Origin of the sequence: Lacinutrix neustonica (genome assembly GCF_026625145.1) — a bacterium.
GTDB classification, from domain to species: domain Bacteria; phylum Bacteroidota; class Bacteroidia; order Flavobacteriales; family Flavobacteriaceae; genus Lacinutrix; species Lacinutrix neustonica.
The window spans coordinates 404561-421311 of the sequence record NZ_CP113088.1 but is presented as its reverse complement, the minus strand read 5'-3'; the positions used below and the strand labels follow the sequence as shown (position 1 = coordinate 421311).

The 16751-nt window shown below is 34.4% G+C and carries 16 protein-coding genes and 4 pseudogenes; 1 reads left to right on the top strand and 19 read right to left on the bottom strand.

Going from position 1 to position 16751, the window contains the following annotated elements; all coding sequences use genetic code 11:
- Positions 1-198: 198 nt before the first annotated feature.
- The 10 genes and pseudogenes from N7U66_RS02320 to N7U66_RS02280 form a co-directional block, all read right to left on the bottom strand.
- Positions 199-657, bottom strand: a complete 459-nt coding sequence (locus N7U66_RS02320; protein WP_267677154.1) for a hypothetical protein — start codon at positions 655-657, stop codon at positions 199-201.
- Positions 641-2710 (bottom strand): TonB-dependent receptor, encoded by a 2070-nt coding sequence (locus tag N7U66_RS02315; protein WP_267677153.1) that lies wholly within the window; start codon positions 2708-2710, stop codon positions 641-643. Before N7U66_RS02315 ends, N7U66_RS02320 begins: the two co-directional genes overlap by 17 nt.
- On the bottom strand, positions 2667-2930 hold the full coding sequence (locus N7U66_RS02310) for a hypothetical protein (RefSeq protein WP_267677152.1): 264 nt from the start codon (positions 2928-2930) through the stop codon (positions 2667-2669). The genes N7U66_RS02315 and N7U66_RS02310 overlap by 44 nt, the downstream gene beginning before the upstream one ends.
- A 9-nt stretch (positions 2931-2939) precedes the next feature.
- Positions 2940-3350 (bottom strand): hypothetical protein, encoded by a 411-nt coding sequence (locus N7U66_RS02305; protein WP_267677151.1) that lies wholly within the window; start codon positions 3348-3350, stop codon positions 2940-2942.
- A 619-nt stretch (positions 3351-3969) separates the two neighbouring features.
- Positions 3970-4629, bottom strand: a complete 660-nt coding sequence (locus N7U66_RS02300) for an alpha/beta hydrolase (RefSeq protein WP_267677150.1) — start codon at positions 4627-4629, stop codon at positions 3970-3972.
- Positions 4629-4958: a hypothetical protein gene (locus N7U66_RS02295; protein ID WP_267677149.1), complete on the bottom strand. Its 330-nt coding sequence runs from the start codon at positions 4956-4958 to the stop codon at positions 4629-4631. The genes N7U66_RS02300 and N7U66_RS02295 overlap by 1 nt, the downstream gene beginning before the upstream one ends.
- Before the next feature lie 4 nt (positions 4959-4962).
- Positions 4963-6214, bottom strand: a pseudogene (locus tag N7U66_RS02290) (dihydroorotase).
- A complete protein-coding gene (locus tag N7U66_RS02285; RefSeq protein WP_267677148.1) occupies positions 6211-8064 on the bottom strand; it encodes a vWA domain-containing protein in 1854 nt (617 codons plus the stop codon). Before N7U66_RS02285 ends, N7U66_RS02290 begins: the two are co-directional and overlap by 4 nt.
- A 126-nt stretch (positions 8065-8190) precedes the next feature.
- A complete protein-coding gene (locus tag N7U66_RS21250) occupies positions 8191-8397 on the bottom strand; it encodes a hypothetical protein (RefSeq protein ID WP_313791379.1) in 207 nt (68 codons plus the stop codon).
- On the bottom strand, positions 8375-9199 hold the full coding sequence (locus N7U66_RS02280) for a glycosyltransferase family 2 protein (RefSeq protein WP_313791378.1): 825 nt from the start codon (positions 9197-9199) through the stop codon (positions 8375-8377). Before N7U66_RS02280 ends, N7U66_RS21250 begins: the two co-directional genes overlap by 23 nt.
- Before the next feature lie 128 nt (positions 9200-9327).
- Between N7U66_RS02280 and N7U66_RS22790 the strand changes: the two are divergent.
- A pseudogene (locus N7U66_RS22790) lies at positions 9328-11230 on the top strand (M61 family metallopeptidase).
- Between the two features lie 71 nt (positions 11231-11301).
- On the opposite strand, the gene N7U66_RS21245 reads toward N7U66_RS22790, so the two are convergent.
- From N7U66_RS21245 to N7U66_RS02230, 9 genes and pseudogenes are all read right to left on the bottom strand, one after another.
- Positions 11302-11508, bottom strand: coding sequence for a sensor histidine kinase (locus N7U66_RS21245; RefSeq protein WP_313791377.1), 207 nt, complete (start codon positions 11506-11508; stop codon positions 11302-11304).
- Positions 11471-12070, bottom strand: coding sequence for a sensor histidine kinase (locus tag N7U66_RS21240; protein WP_313791376.1), 600 nt, complete (start codon positions 12068-12070; stop codon positions 11471-11473). The genes N7U66_RS21245 and N7U66_RS21240 overlap by 38 nt, the downstream gene beginning before the upstream one ends.
- Entirely contained in the window at positions 12042-12368 is a 327-nt protein-coding gene (locus N7U66_RS21235) for a GAF domain-containing protein (RefSeq protein WP_313791375.1), read from the bottom strand. Before N7U66_RS21235 ends, N7U66_RS21240 begins: the two co-directional genes overlap by 29 nt.
- A 237-nt stretch (positions 12369-12605) precedes the next feature.
- Positions 12606-13370: a TIGR02757 family protein gene (locus tag N7U66_RS02255; protein ID WP_267677144.1), complete on the bottom strand. Its 765-nt coding sequence runs from the start codon at positions 13368-13370 to the stop codon at positions 12606-12608.
- Positions 13371-13425: 55 nt separating this feature from the next.
- Positions 13426-14084: pseudogene (locus tag N7U66_RS02250) on the bottom strand (ABC transporter ATP-binding protein).
- 51 nt (positions 14085-14135) lie between these two features.
- Positions 14136-14405, bottom strand: coding sequence for a DUF5916 domain-containing protein (locus tag N7U66_RS02245; protein WP_267677143.1), 270 nt, complete (start codon positions 14403-14405; stop codon positions 14136-14138).
- Entirely contained in the window at positions 14377-15234 is an 858-nt protein-coding gene (locus N7U66_RS02240; RefSeq protein WP_267677142.1) for a DUF5916 domain-containing protein, read from the bottom strand. Before N7U66_RS02240 ends, N7U66_RS02245 begins: the two co-directional genes overlap by 29 nt.
- A 4-nt stretch (positions 15235-15238) precedes the next feature.
- Positions 15239-15912, bottom strand: a pseudogene (locus N7U66_RS02235) (DUF5916 domain-containing protein).
- Entirely contained in the window at positions 15909-16634 is a 726-nt protein-coding gene (locus N7U66_RS02230) for a carbohydrate binding family 9 domain-containing protein (protein ID WP_267677141.1), read from the bottom strand. The pseudogene N7U66_RS02235 and the gene N7U66_RS02230 overlap by 4 nt, the downstream one beginning before the upstream one ends.
- Positions 16635-16751 lie beyond the last annotated feature (117 nt).

Genomic DNA, 16751 nt, shown 5'->3' with positions numbered 1-16751 from the left:
TAAAAGAAGAGGCATTAAAGTATCCTTTCACATTTGTATTTGTGTTAAGTCCGGAAATATTACCCGAAACAAAGTCTCGGTCGACTTTCTGATAAAACAGTTTTTAAACCTTGCGTATGTAATTCTAATTCGTCATTGTAACTCAAACAAAGAAAAAAGACAGCAAGTAGCACTATTTTATATATACAATTCAATCGATTAAAATTTAAAATTATAGGTTATGGTCGGCACTGGAATAGAAAAAATAGAAGTTTTAAACGCTTGCACTTTTCCATCGTTATTTACAAAAAAAACAGAATAGGGATTGTTGCGACCAAGGACATTATATACTGAAATATTCCGGAAACTGTGCGCCAATTTATTAAGCTTATGATTACCTTCTATATTAAAACCAATATCTAACCGGTAATAATCTGGAATTCGAAATTGGTTTCTGTCACTGTATAGTACTTGTTCGCTGCCTGCAAAAATAAATTTTCCAACAGGGTAGGTAATCGGTCGTCCAGTTTGATAAATAAAGTTGGCAGACATGCTATAACGTTTCGTAATTCTATAATTGGTGACTAAACTAAAATCGTGAGGTTTATCATAATTTGCTGGAAAATATTCCCCATTATTAACTTGTTCTTGTGGAATATCGCTATTTAATTTTAGCATTGCTCTCGGAATAACTATACCCTAACCAACCATTAAACAAGCCCTTTTTCTTTTTTATTAATAATTCTACACCGTATGCTTGACCTTCACCTTGAAGTAGTTCTTGCTCCAAAGCTTCATTTAAAATTAATTCTGCCCCAATTTTATAGTCTAGAATATCAGACATTTTTTTATAATAGCCTTCAATGTTAATTTCTAAAGCACTGTTATACAGGTTTTTGTAAAAACCCAAGGTGTATTGATTCGCGCGTTGGGGTTTGGTATTCAAATCTGAAAGCTTCCAAGTGTCAGTAGGAGAAATGGTGGTGTTGTTAGATAATAAATGGATGTATTGCAGGGTGGTGTTGTAGCTCGCTTTTAATGAAAAAGTAGGGGTTAACAAATATCGCAATGAAGCACGATACTCTAATCCACTATAATTTTTAATACTCTCATTATTACCATAAGTGTTAACGGCTATGACAGTAGATTCCGCCCTTGGTTGCCCTTCTTCATAAACATTTTGAGTGTTTGGCCCTAAAGCAGAAAATCGAGAATACCGTAACCCAATATTAAAAAGTAATTTTTCATTGACCTCAAATAAATCTGAAATATAAATTGCAGATTCTAAACCTTTTTCCTGATTTAAATTTTTAGGAGTAAGGATAGAATTTTCTCCTAAGGGTTTAACATTTCCTGGATTAACCTGATACAATTTGGTGCTGATACCGTAGTCAAATTTATGCTTCGCACTATGAAAATATTTCAAGTTTAATTTCAGCTGCGTTTCATTAATTTTATAATCAAATTTAAAATCATTATTAGAATTTGCCTCGTAACCAATACCATATTTGTACTGGCTATTGACCGCTATCAATTCACTTTGATGTTTGTCATTTTTAAACGTGTGATTCCATTTCAAGGATGCTAAAGCATTATTATAACTAAAGATAGAATCTGAAGTTATGCTAAATTCATCTTCACTAAAGTATCCTGTGGCTTGAAATTTATTATTCTCATTAATTTTATGATTATATTTAATTAATCCATCGTAAAAGGAAGCTTTACTATTTTTTAATGATTCTTCATCCAAAGATCTTAATATCCAATTAGAATAGGTTGCCCGTGCAGCAGCCGTAAGTGCTATTTCGTCTTTTTTAATCGGTGTTTGTAAACTTAAACTTCCTGTAACTGGACCAATAGCACCTTCACCTGAAAATTTTTCATAGTTTGGTTCTTTAGATTTAATATCGAACACAGAAGAAAGTCTGCCTCCAAATTCTGCAGGAATACTAGCTTTATAAATATCCAGTGATCCTGTCACAAAAGGGTTAATAGCAGAAAAGAAACCTAAGAAATGCGAAGGGCTGTAAATTACCGCGTCATCTAAAAGAATTAAATTCTGGTCTGCACGGCCTCCACGAACGTTAAAACCAGCAGAACCTTCACCTGCTGTTTTTATCCCAGGCAGTGTTGTAGCAACCTTTAAAATATCGCGTTCTCCCAAAATAACAGGCACCGTTTTTAGGCCTTCTATATCTATTGAAGTCACTCCAACAATTCCTTCTTTAACATTGTTGTTAGCTGTTGACTCTAAAATAACTTCTGCTAAGGTCTCTGTAGCTTCCGTCAAATAAAATTTAAAAAAACCTTTGCTATATACCAAAAGCTGTTTTGAAAATCCGGTATAGCCTAAAAGTTTTGCTTCTATATTATTGAGTCCCAATGGCAGTGTAATAGAAAACCTTCCGTTTTTATTGGTAACGGTGTTTCTGTTTAGTTGATCTGCAATAATGGCCACACCCTGTATGGGTTCACCAGTAGTTTCGTTAATTACCAAACCGGAAACAACAACTTCGTTTTCGACTAAAGTCTCACTTTGTTTACCAATAGTGACTAAGTTTTTATTATTGTATTCGTTATAAAAGACCGTCTCAATTTCTAAAGGACGCGCATGCTCTTCCTCTTTGAAAAAATCGTCAGGTAATGCTTTAAATACCATGCTGTTATTTGTTAAAATAACTTTGTCCTCAAAAATAATATAGTTTATGGAGCGATCCAGTAAATAAATCATTTAGTATAAATTCTAAAGAGACCTCTTCATAGTTTTTAGATATTTTTTTGGAATCCAACCATTTGTCTATATAATAGAATGAAAGTTCCGTTTTCACCTCAATGGAGAGTAATACTTCTTTTAAACTAAGTTCCTCAAATGAAAGAGTAATATTCTCACTTTGCGCACATAACATATGCGAAGAAAGTAGAAATAAAGAGTATATAATAAGTTTCTTCATGTAGTTTAATTAGGCGTTATTCGTATTTAATTTGAAGGCAATGAAATGTATTAAGTAGAGATACAAACCTTCATCGTCCTCATTAAACTTTTTCTCATTTTCTTTACTCTCTTTTTTAATATCTTTTCTCAGGTCGGGGAATATTTTTCTTAGATCTTTTCTCGAGTCTATGGCATAGAAAACATTATTATATAACAAGAAATAACTATCTGATTCGCGGAATAAATAGGTGATTTGAATTCCTTTTATTTTTTCATCAATCGTCTTTTTTCTTTTCGCATAGAATTTAATGGAAGGCGAACTAAAAATAACCTCCAAAGGTCCGTGAAACGAGTCCTTTGTTTTCTTCAATGAGCCCTGCATTAATAAACCTATGATTCTGAAAACTGAAGGAATCAATTTTGTTTTTAATAAGCTCAATATTTAAAAAGCTCTTATTGCCCATAGGTTTGTAAATCAACTTATCATAAAGTATGTCGTATTTAAGCTCAATATTCATAAAATATTGTCCGTCATAAAACACATTACCTTTTTGGTAGTTGGCTTGAAGGAAAAAAATTATGATTTTCTACAGTAGGTTTATAAAGATGATAATACCGTTTACCGTTATATAATTTTGTGTTTTCGAGACCTATAATGTCATCAAAAATTTCCAAACCCTCGGGTTTGTTTTCTTGAGCTTCAGAAGAGAATACATATAATGTAAAAATGAAGCAAAATAATGGCCATTTTAACATTTTTATTTTTTGGCTTTTCATTGGTTGATAGCAGTTAAAATTATAATAAAATAGAATAAGGAAAGCACCAGAGACATAAATACGTCTCGCACTTCGTTATGGGTGTATAAAATTTGAGTTGAAAACAACACCTGATATAGGAGTGTTCCAAAAAAAAGGCAAAAGTTACCCCTTGATTTTTTTTTTGGAGATTAACAACATCAATAGCACAATCGAAGGTACTAAAAAACAGAAACAAAATTACTCATTTGTTAAAAAAACTAAAATATTACAGCATTCGTATTTAAAACATATAATTTTATTTAATTCTGAATTTTAAGTCTACTTTTTAACCAATCTCTAAACTCATAAAAATTTTGTGGCGCAACGCCATGACCAACAGGGAATTCACTGAATTGGTGTTTTATATCTAAAGCTTCTAAAAATTTTGGTGCTTGTCTTGCCCAATCGACAGGAATCACTTGATCTACAGAACCATGTGAGCAATAAAAATTTAAATGCGCATAATTTTCTTTAGGCTGTGTGTCAAATAAATCGGTATTTATATACCCACTCAAAGCAATGATATTTTTAACTTTTTCGGGATAGGTAAGTGCTACTGCATAGCTAAGGATGGTACCTTGGCTAAACCCTAAAAGAGAGACATTGTTTATATCAACAGGATATGTGGCTAAAACTTCATCTATAAAATGTGAAATCTTATCACGTGAGGCTATCGCTTGTTCATTATCACTCCATTTGCCTTTCTCTGCATCAAAGTTAATAGCATACCAAGCATTACCGTAGGGTTGCATCGTGTGAGGTGCTCTTACAGAAACAATGAAGAGTTCTTCCGGTAGTTCTTGAGCAAAAGAAAACAAGTCGTTTTCGTCACTGCCATAACCGTGAAACAAGAGGAGTAAAGGGGCGTTTTCTTGTAATGAAGACTCCCGAACGATGTGGTGTAAAGATAATGCTGCCATTAGTTACCCAAATTAGCAAACCATACCTGAAACTTCTCGCCTAATACTGGAACAAGCTTCATTTCTCCTTTTATAGCATAGATTAGCGCATACAACCAAAATGAGAATGTGATTATCCATAAAATGGTTCCTGTCCAACTATGTAAATACCGTTCAACCACGTTCGAAAAAATAAGCATGATAATTAAACCTATCATTTGTCTTATGTGAAAATTGGTAAAAGGATTCTTCTTTTCCAGATTCATAAATAAGGCTATTAATGTGCCTATAAATGTAAAATAGCTAAGTATCGCTAAAGACTTCCCTTCTGTAACAGTTTGTTGATTCATACAATTATAATTCAATTTTATTATTGGCGATAATGCCATAAACTTTTCCTTTTAAAACGGTATCTAAAAACAGGCTGTTTTTAGATTTAGAAAGTATGTTGTTTTCTGTAAACGTATATTTTGAGTCAGGGTTAAATAATGTCATATTGGCCATATGGCCTTCTTTTAAAAAACTAGGGTCTATCGCAAAGCGCTCTTTTCCACTCGTTAGTAGTTTGATGGTTTTTTTTGTCGAGAATAGGGTTTGTAATGCTCCAAAAGCACTTTCTAAACCTATAGTGCCATATGCAGCATAATCAAACTCGACCTTTTTATCTTCAATGGTTAATGGATTGTGATCACTGGTGACCATGTCTATAGTGCCATCAGTCACCCCCTCAAGAAGTGCTTTAATATCATGAGGCGTACGCAATGGAGGTAATACTTTAAAACGGGTATCAAATTCTTTTAATGCCGAATCATCCATAAATAAATTATGTATCGCTACACTACAGGTGACGTCTAATTTCTTTTGTTTAGCGACTCTAATCAATGCTACAGCTTCTGCTGTAGAAATTGTGGGAATGTGTAATTTACCTCCAGTATACTCTAAAATGGACAAGTCTCTCGGCAACTTGTAAGGCTTCAGCCAAATTAGGATTCCCTTTTAATCCCAAATTAGTGCTTGAAACGTGTTCATTCATTACCCCGTTGCCTGCTATTTTATTTTCTTGGGGAAATGAGCAGACCAATCCGTCAAAATTGCTCGCGTATTGCAATGCGATTTTCAATAAATTTGGGTTATCTATGGGTTTTTTATAATCTGAGAACGCCACTGCACCAGCGTTTTTCATGTCAAAAAGCTCCGCAAGATCAATGCCTTCACTATTTTTAGTTAATGCGCCAAAAGGCACTAAGTTGACAGCAGAATTTTGAGCTTTTGATTTTATAAAAGACACATCAGAATGACTATCTATTACGGGATAGGTGTTGGTCTGTAAGGCGACCGCAGTGAAACCTGATTTTGCTGCAGCTATTAGTCCGTTCGCAAGGGTTTCCCTATCTTCAAAACCGGGCTCTCCAAAACACACGCTGCTATCAAACCACCCTTGAGAAACATGAAGATTATCGTGTGCTATTTCTTTATAGTTCTTTTCGTTTTTAATGCTTTTGGCGATTTTAGAGATGTAGCCTTTTTCGATTAAAATATCCTGCGTTGCATTATGAAAATCGCTCTTAGCATCAATAATGGTAGCAGATTTTATGAGTACGTTCATTTAAAATATTTTAAGATGAGCATTTCAATAATTAAAAGCGCTAGCGCAAAAATAACAAACCATTTCCATAGCGCATTCACTTTATTATCATTTTTTATAGTTTCGAAAGCCGCTTCGATAGAGCTTACAACTGTACTTTTTTCTATCTTAGAAAGCTCCTGATAAACCAAATTACTTTCATTACGATTGTAATTATAACTTATGTTTTGTATGATTTCTGCTTTGTTTTGAATGCTATATATTCCAGCAGTGTCGGGCGTTTCATTAGTGGTTATTGTTACTTTATTATTAAAATAATGTTGTTGAGGAATTACTTTTTTGTCGCCATTCACTAGAGTCAGTACCGCATCTTGTTGTAAATCGGTGGCAATATCAAAGGTGTTTTCTTTACCAATGGTAAGAAATAGTTGCGCTAATTTCAAACTTTGCTTAGAAATAGTATAAAAGGTTGGCACTATTAAGTTCACCTCCTGAAAATTGGAATTTGTTTTATTTAATGGCGCACTAAAAACATACAGGTTCTTGTTTTCTGATAAAAATGGCTTTCCATCTTCAAATTGTAGTACTGGTGACGTATTTCCTATGGATTGTGGGTAATAGGACTGACTCTTCGGGTATTGAAAATTTGTCACTCGCTTTTCAAAAACACCGTCTCTATATATCGGATGCGAATAATTGATAGTGGTTAATCGTTTTTCTGTGTTAGATAGCGCTTGAAATGGTTGAAAGTTATAACTCCTTAATAATACGTTATAAGATGGTAAATCTATAGTTTGTGGTGGGATCAAAATGACCACACCACCATGAGTTGTAAAGCTCGTTAATGCTGTGTTTAGAGACGTAGGGATGTTTGATAATTCGTTTAATATAATTAAATTCTGATTCACAATATCACTATAATTTAGCTGTGGAAGCCGCGTGTTTTTATAGTCAAATTCGTCTTCAGCATACATGCGTTTTAAAAAAGAATCGCTGGCCTCACTAATGGCAAGCACGTTAACTTTGCTAGCCGTGTTAATATTAAAAAACAAGGTGTTATCAAATTGTAGACTGGTATCCTCAATCTTAATTTCTCCTTTAATACGCGTATTGTTTGGTATTGTAAATACGGTCTTGGCCTTATCTTCAAGACGTAAAGCCGTTTTACTTAATAAGTTTCCATCATGGTAAAGTGAAACCGGCAAGTTGTCTATTATAGACCCTGTATTCTCTAATGAAACGGTAATTTCTAAACTACTAGCACTGCGCTTAGAAATATAAACACTATCTATTACTGCATTATTTGTATTTGTAGGTTTTAGTTGTACCAGATGGGTGGTAATTAGTGAATCATTTAACCCTTTAAAAGGCATATCTTTTTGCTGAAAATCACTGATAAAAACTAAGTTTTTAATAGATTTTCTGTTTTTTGTAAAATACTTTTTTGCTTTTAAAAGCGCCGCCTGATAGGGGATTTGATTGGAAGCATAATTTAACTGCAACAAGTCAGTGGTCATGGCTTTAATGGTGGTAAAGCGATACATGTTATCATTGGTAATTAGTGCTATATTTTCATCTTGGGGAACATGGCTAATTAAATCTTGAATGGCACGCTTTAAAAGTTCTCCCTTTTCACCTTTAGCCTGCATACTAAAGGAGTTGTCTAAATAAATAACGGTTTCTTTTTTAGTGTCGAGCGTTTTATTTTTTGAAGCATAAGGTTGCGAAAAAGCGACGACTATGGTGGCAAGAAGCGCCATTCTTATAAATAAGATTAACCACCTTTTAATTTGTGAGCTTTTACGTGTTTGTAAGGTGATTTGTTTTAAAAATGCCACATTGGTAAATGCTTCCTTTCGGAATTTACGCAATTGAAACAAGTGAATGATTATAGGGATTAGCAGTAAGAATAGACCGTAAAGAAGTTCGGATGTTTAAACTGCATTGCTCATTTTGATTAAACAAATATAAAAACTAAAACTGATATACGAAGCGCTTTAACAAAAGAAAAAATAATCTTCCATAGACTGCATATTTCGCTCGTGTAAATAGGTTTTAATTACAATTTGTTGCTCTGTATTGGCAACGCTAATGATGCTTTGTGGTTTTTTTAAGCGCTCCGGATATTGAAAGGATTTCATCTCCTGATCATAAATGTGTTTTCCAATTTTCTTAGGATTATCACAAATCCAATGAAACGGCACCTTTAATGCAATGAGCTTTTTTGCAATTGTCTTGCCTTTTTTTCCCGCGCCCCGCGACCACCAAAGGTCTTATAGTATTATGATTTAGTTTTAAAAAATAATGGAGCTTGATGTCTATAAAACTGTTCTCGGCATAATGCGCATCGGTTCTAGAGGCTCTCGCTCCGTAATCCCTCCAATAATGTAACACGACATTGCAAGGAATGACTTGGTATTGGGCTTCATAAAAACGGAACGTTAAATCGTAATCTTCCGGATAGCGTAAGGGGTTAAAAGCATTTATGGACTCTAAATCGCTACGATGGATCATCCAACAAGGAGAAGGAATCACACATTCTTTATAGATTTCGGAGTAATTATTTCCTTTTATTGTTAATCCATTCAACCAAGTTTCATATTTCCGATACCCATCGCTAATGCCTTCTGCCGAAAAATAACTAACCAACCCTGTAGCAATATGTCGCTCGCCATTTTGCAGTAGTTTGTTTAATAAGACTTCAAGCTTTAATTCGTGCATGATATCATCACTATCCATTCGCGTGATATAGCTTCCTTTGGAATGAGAAAACCCCAGTTTTAGGGCAGAAATAATTCCGAAGCCCTCATTTTTTAAAAGTTGTATTCTAGGATCTCTTTTCGCGTAATGATTAACCAAATCATAACTGTTATCTGTAGAATGATCATCAACGATTAACAATTCCCAATGGGTGTATGATTGATTAACAATAGAGTTTAAACAGGCATCAAGGTAGTCTTGTGTGTTTTTAAAAGGAATCAATATACTTATGAGAGGCTCCGGCATGGGCGCAAGATACTAAGGAGAATGATGTTAATTAACATTAATTAACAAAATTTTGTAAGTCAAATTAGTAACAAGATGTACTTTTGAACGTCTTAAGAGAAATAAGACCATCAATAAAACTATTTAAAATGAGAAAAGAAGTATTATCTGCACTTTTTGCAGGATTAATTTTAGTAGGCTGTAATTCTACAAAAACAGCCACGGGAAAGAATGATTTAGCGATTGCCAATCCTATAGAAGCTAGTGTAGATTTAACAAAAGTAATCGATGACAAGGCTCCTGTGGTTATTAATCCAGGCCGATTTACTGAAGACGTCGTGACTTATAGACTGCCTCGAGTAGTGCAAGGCACGTATTCTGTTAGTGATTTCGGAAAGTATATAGACGATTTAAAAGCCATTGACTACAATGGTAATGCCTTAGTGGTTACTAAAACAGATACCAATACGTGGACGATTGCCAACGCCAAACAACTAGATAAGATTACTTATTATGTTAATGATACCTTTGACATGGAAGTTAAAGGTGGCGGTATAGGAAAAGAAGTTCCTTTTTCTCCAGCAGGAACCAATATTGAAGACACTAATTTTGTTTTAAACCTGCATGGTTTTATTGGATATTTTGATTCTTTAAAAAACGGGCAATACACATTAAAGGTTACTGCTCCACAGACCATGACCAAAACATCTGCTTTACAAGAAACAGGAACGGTTATGAATGCCGATGGAACTTCTATGACTTCTACGTATTTTGCGCCAAGGTATTTTGATATTACAGACAACCCTATGTTTTATGGTAATTTAGATGTCGAAGAATTTAATGTAGGCGATATTAAAATTGTATTAAGTGTTTATTCTCCAAACAAAGTGCACACTGCGGCTAAAGTAAAAGAAACTATGGAGAAAATGATGCAGGCACAGAAAACGTATTTAGGTGATGTTAATAGCACTCCAAGATATGACATCTACTTGTATTTATCTGAAGGTAAGCCGGAATCTCCAAAAGGTTTTGGAGCACTAGAGCACCATACTTCTACAGTTGTAGTATTGCCGTAATCTATGCCGGATGAAGCATTAGCGAGTAGCATGGTTGATGTCGTTTCACACGAATTCTTTCATATTGTTACCCCATTAAGTGTACACTCTGAAGATGTGCATTATTTTGATTATAATCAACCCACCTTTTCAAAGCATTTATGGATGTACGAAGGGGTAACAGAGTATTTTGCAACGCTATTTCAAGTGGATCAAGGTTTAGTTTCTGAAGACGAATTCTATGCTAAAATCATGGGTAAGATAAAAGCAGCATCTAGCATGAATGATGCCATGAGTTTTACAACGATGAGTGAAAATATTTTAGAAGAACCTTACGCAGCACAATATGTTAACGTGTATCAAAAAGGCGCATTGATTGGGATGTGTATCGATATTTTAATGCGAGAAGAAAGCAATGGAACTAGAGGTATTTTATCTTTAATGAAAGAATTATCTCTTAAATATGGAAAGAACAAACCCTTTACAGATGACGATTTAATTGCTGAAATTACTGAAATGACATACCCAAGTGTGGGCGCCTTTTTAGAAACGCATGTTGCTGGAGAAACTCCAATTAATTATAATGATTTTTTTGCTAAGGTAGGATTGATGTTACAGGAAGGAAAAGTACCAACCAATTACATTCAAAATGATGGTGTTTTAATTTTTGCTCCGAGACATGGCGACGATGACGATTCCTTTCTCAGAGGCGGTAAAAGATAATAGTTTTTGGACAGAAAATGGTGTGATACCCGGAGATGTTATTAAAACAGTAGATGGAAAAGCGTTAACCTTGCAAAATGCTAATGAAATATTAACCGAGGTTTTCATGTGGAAACCAGGAAGAGAAGTAGACGTACGTATAGATAGAAAAGGTGAAGAAATTGTTGTTAAGACAACATTAACACAGTCTTATACCATGGGTTCTAAGTTAACAGTAGATGAAAATGCTACCGAAAAACAAAATGCATTAAGAACAGCTTGGTTAAAGGGATAATTAGAAGAAACAGAAAATAAAAAAGACCAATTCATAACTTTGAATTGGTCTTTTTTATTATTCGTTTTATATTAATTTTCAATGGCTGCTATAGAAAATTGAAAGGTGGTACTTTCTCCTTCCACAGACGATACTGAAATACTACCTCCCAATGAATTTATTAATTTTTGAACGGTCGACAAACCTATACCATGCCCTTTATTGCCGTTTCTATCAACATTGCCAATGGTAGTAAATAATTCAAAAATTTCTTTCTGCTTGTCTTCTCGGAATGCCAACACCATTGTCTGTAATGGTAAACTGATAGAGTCCATCTATTTTATGACAATCAATGTTAATGATGATTTCTGTTTTGTCGTTATATTTTAGACTATTGCCTATAAGATTTAAAAAAACCTGCTCTAATGCCGCGCGGTTACAATAGAGTTCTTCATTTTTTCTCGGAAAATTAATTTCGCACTCTAAGTTTATGTTTAATAAATCAACAATCTCCTCTAAGAGGTGATGTAAATCAAAACTTTCATAATTGTCTTCTATTTTGTCACTTTCATAGTGCGCTAATAACCCCGTAATATATTCACTTAAAGTAAAAGAGGCGCTTTTTAAATAATTTAGGTATTCCATACCTTTTTTATCTAGTTTCGAACCGTATTTCATCTTTAATATATCTGAGGTCACTATCAAATTTGCTAAAGGCATTTTCATGTCGTGAGATACGGTTCCGGCAAACATTTTTAGTTCAGCATTTTTCTCTTTAAGAGTGATCTTGGTTTCGTTTAGTTCTTTGTTTTTTTTACGTAATTCAAATAAATTAACCACTTGACTGGCTAAAGAAATCAAAGAGGTTCTCTCGGAGTTCTGTGATTTGCCTTGGCTTAGTATCAAAGACACAAAGGGTGCCTAATTTATAACCTTCGGCATTCACCAAAGGGGCTCCCGCGTAAAAAATGGCATTGTGATCTTTAACTAATGGATTGTCACTAAAACGTTTATCCTTACGTGAATCCTCAACAATAAAAATATCATCATCAGTTAAAATGGCATGTCCACAAAAAGAAATGTCTCTAGGCGAATCGTTAAAGGGAACGCCATAATGAGATTTTAAAAAATTTTTATCAACGTCTAATAAGGTAACCAAGGCTATTGGGACTTCAAAAAGTGTCGCAATAAGAGACGTGATATTGTCAAAATCTCTTTCTCGGAAGTGTATCTATAAGGTTGTAGCTCTTTACCGCCTTTATGCGTTCTGCTTCATTTAAAGGGATTTCAGGACTTATCACTAGTTTTTTTTTAAGGATGAATCAAAGATAATATTATATCGCGTTGCTATGGGTACAATTGGCTGTAAAGTGTTAAAATTTTAACGTATTGAGTCTTAAAAGCTTTCAAAGACACCCAGTCCAAAGAGCGCAAAATCATATTTTACAGGATCTTGGACGTCCAATTGTCTCAAAGCCTTGTCTAATTCAGCTAATGCCTTCCCATCGTTTTGTTTTCGGTTTAATAGCCCTAACTTTCGCGCGACATTACCCGAATGCACATCTAACGGACAAGATAATTGAGCAGCCGAAAGGCTTTTCCATATCCCAAAATCTACACCTTGTTTATCCTTACGAACCATCCAACGCAAATACATATTAATACGTTTGGCTGCTGAATTTTTAAGGGGATCACTAATGTGTTTTTGGGTGCGCTGTAAATGTTCAATTTCAAAAAATGCCTTTTTAAAATAATGGATGGCCTCTTGTAAAGAGGACTTTTTAGCATGTTTGTTAAACACAGCTTCTAAACCATGGTGGTTTTTATAAATGTGCTGCAGGGCTTTAACAAATGTTATAAAATCGATACCATTAAAAGTTCTATGAACAAATGGCTCGAGTTTTTTTAAATCACTGTCTTGATGATTGCGTATGAAATCATAAGGGGCCTGTTCTAATAACCCCATCATTTTATTTGCATTATTAATGATGCTCTTTCGGTTTCCCCACGCAATGGTCGCTGCTAAAAAACCAGCAATTTCAATATCTTCTTTTTTACTAAATAAGTGGGGGATCTGTACAGGGTCACTATCAATAAACTCTAGGGTATTGTATTGAGCGACTTTAATATCCAAAAACTCCTTAAGTTCAGTGTTATTCATCGATAATGGGAGGGAAGTATTATTTGACTTTTAAGCGATTAGAATACTGTTTTTGTTACACAATCTTTCCATCTACCATGGTTAGTTTTCTATCGGCTAAATTTGCTAGTTCTTCATTGTGTGTCACAATAACAAAGGTTTGTCCAAATTGGTCTCTCAGTTTAAAAAAGAGATTGTGTAGGTTTTCTGCACTTTCACTATCTAGATTTCCTGAGGGCTCATCGGCAAAAATTAAGCTCGGATTATTAATTAATGCTCCGGCGACAGCAACACGCTGCTGTTCTCCTCCGGACAATTCATTTGGTTTGTGATTATATCTATGGGATAACCCTAAAAAATCAAGCAATTCTTTTGCGCGTTTAGTTGCTTCGGCCTTAGGTGTTTTTTTTATGAAAGCCGGAATACAAACATTTTCTACTGCGGTAAATTCGGGAGTAGTTGGTGAAACTGAAAAATAAATCCGATATGTTCATTTCTAAATTTAGCTAATGCTTTTTCAGACAGGTTACTAATATCAATGTCGTTTATAACTAAGGTTGCTTTTTCCTTCTTATCTATATAATCTAAAGTCCCTAATATTTGAAGTAATGTGGTCTTTCCAGCGCCGGAAGCGCCAACAATAGATACAATTTCTCCCTTTTTAATGTGAACGTTTACACCTTTTAAAACATGTAAATCGTCGTAATATTTATGAATATTTTCCGCTTTTATCATCAAAATTTTTATAAAAAATGAAAATACTACTTTACAACCTAATGCGCAACTTTAAATGGTTTTTGAACGCTTTTTAAACACATTTTTTAAATCGTTATAATCTATAAAATAAACCATCCGTAAAGAAAACGTATTGCGTTGTTCCTGTTTGAACAAGTCGTCCATGCTGTCAAAAAATCCAGCTTCAGAATTATTAGAAAAATTAAAAATCTGATTTCTGTACAATGCGGTGAGTTGACTTCCAGGTGCAAATTGCCAGGTGTAACTTAAATCTAAATTCCATGTATTAAAGTTAATATCTCGGTGAGTAATCCGGAGCATTGCTTATTGTAGATTTTGTATACACTTGAGATTCTTTTAAATACCCATTGTCCTGAAGGACATACATACTGTTGTCATAAGTCACGGTACTTAAGTAATTTCTAAAACTAAGTGTTAAAGCATTAAAAGAATTAAAATTATAACTCCCGTAAATACTAGCCTCAATATCTATTCTATCTCTTTGTCCAAAAATAATGCGATCATCAATTTCCTGTCCATTGACATAACCTCTGTCTCCGGAATAATCATCATATTCAAACCCAAGCACCATAAGGAAGTTGTCATTAAATTTAAATCTCGGATTTAACCCAAACCACCAATTATTAAAATTCTGTCTATCATCATCTAAAAAGCGACCATAACCCATGTTGGCATCTAGAGCAAAAAATAAGTTATAATTGCTAGACATCCATGTATTTGCTTGTGCATAATCTTCGGTAATGAAATAGCTATCAAAACCATTTCTAGGCTCAAAATAATCGTATTGCTTTCCTATATTCCAGTTCGCGTTAATTCCAAAATTGTGAAGCTTTTTGGTTTGACCATTAAAATTAAAACCAGTATTTGCTCCCGTATAAGTATTTGGATTGGCTAATTGATTGTAATTAAACCAAGAGCCTAGATACATTTGATTAAAAAAGGAGGTAGGCTCAAAAATACGATAACTAACATCTGCTGAGACATTACTATAATTGTTCCTGAACAGAATCCCCAAGTCATTAATATTATAATTTTCATCGGCGTAATCATACACTAGGCTATAGCGTATCTTTCCGCTATTTTTACCTGCTCCTATTTTTGCCGTATAGCCACTTTCTCTATTTGGCACATCATTAAACGAACTTCTTTTTTACTTCGGCAATCGCACCGTAGGTGTTTTTTTTATTGATTAAATCGAAGAGTAACCCCGTGACATTAGCATCTCTAAAATCGCCATCACGTGTGACATTAGTATTAATTAAGGTCACCGATGAGTTTTTATTAAACTGCTGGTCTAGCACCATAATATTGTAGTTCGTGAGTGGCTCTACAAGTTCTTGTCGTCTTGAGAAATAGGTCTCTTCTAAATTTGTCTCAGGATTTATTCTATTGTCACGAGACTCTATATCTGCATACGTCTTTTTAGTCACTGCATTAAAAAAACCAATACCTAATCCCTTTTTTGTTCTTCCGAAACTTTCACAGCATTCAAGAGTTGCACTTTGCCTGGGTATTCAATAACTGTTTCATTACTGTTTAAATTTAAGCTTCCCGATGGTGCATCACCCACACGTCGGGAATAAAATAAATTTCCTTTATTGAATAAGTCTACACCTTCTTTAAAAAATTGTCTTTGCTCAGCAAATTGTTGTTCGAATGGGCCTAAGTTTAATTCTACATTATCAAAACCGGCCTGACTAAAATCGGGAATTAGTGTGGCATCTAGCGTTAGATTTTCGGTAATGCCATATTTTACATCTAATCCCGCAGCAAAATCAGTTTCAGTCGCTCCATCAAAAGAGGTCACCAAACCGAGGCGTAAGGAAAAAAGCTCAACCGTGTTGGAGGTGTAATATTTTTTATTCCTATTAATTCGGCATTATATAGACCAATATTTCCCTTGGTAACATCTATAGCGTTCCAAGTCATTTGCTCACGAGTTTTTCTATAGTGTCTATGAAACTGAACGCCCCATACTGGATTTTTCTGTTGTGTGAAACGCAAGGCTCTGTATGGAATTTTAATTTCAACAATCCAGCCATCATCTACAATTTTAACACTGCTTTCCCATACCGCATTCCAGCCAAAATCTTCTCCGTTGCTAGGGCTTTCAACGGCATCTGCTTGTGTACGCGAACTAAAAACAAAAAATTCAGTATTGTTTTGAGCGTCATTATTGGGGTTGAATATTAATCCGAAAAAATCAGATTGTCCAAAGTTATCTCTTTGCGTAAATTGGCGCATGATATCATTCGGATTGTCATAGCAATACGCCGCAACATAAATGCCTGAGTCGTCATAAGTCATACGTACGGTAGTTGTCTTGTTTTCTGCTGCTTTATCTCCAACTTCCGGTCTAAATTCTGTGAAATCTGTAGCTATTTGCGCGACGTTCCAAGCGTCATCATCTAACACACCGTCTATTTGAGGAGGCGTCTCTGTACGCTGTATTTGATACACTTTTTTATCTTGAGTGGCAGCACTCAAAGTCCATAGGATCACTATGGAGAAAAACAAATAATATTTCATTAGTAGTTTGATTGGTTAATGATTGATAGTCTAAAGACTACCAACGTTTAGCATTGTTACACTTTGTATTTACAAAACTACTTTTGTACCTCGCTATTATTCATAATTAAAAGTTAA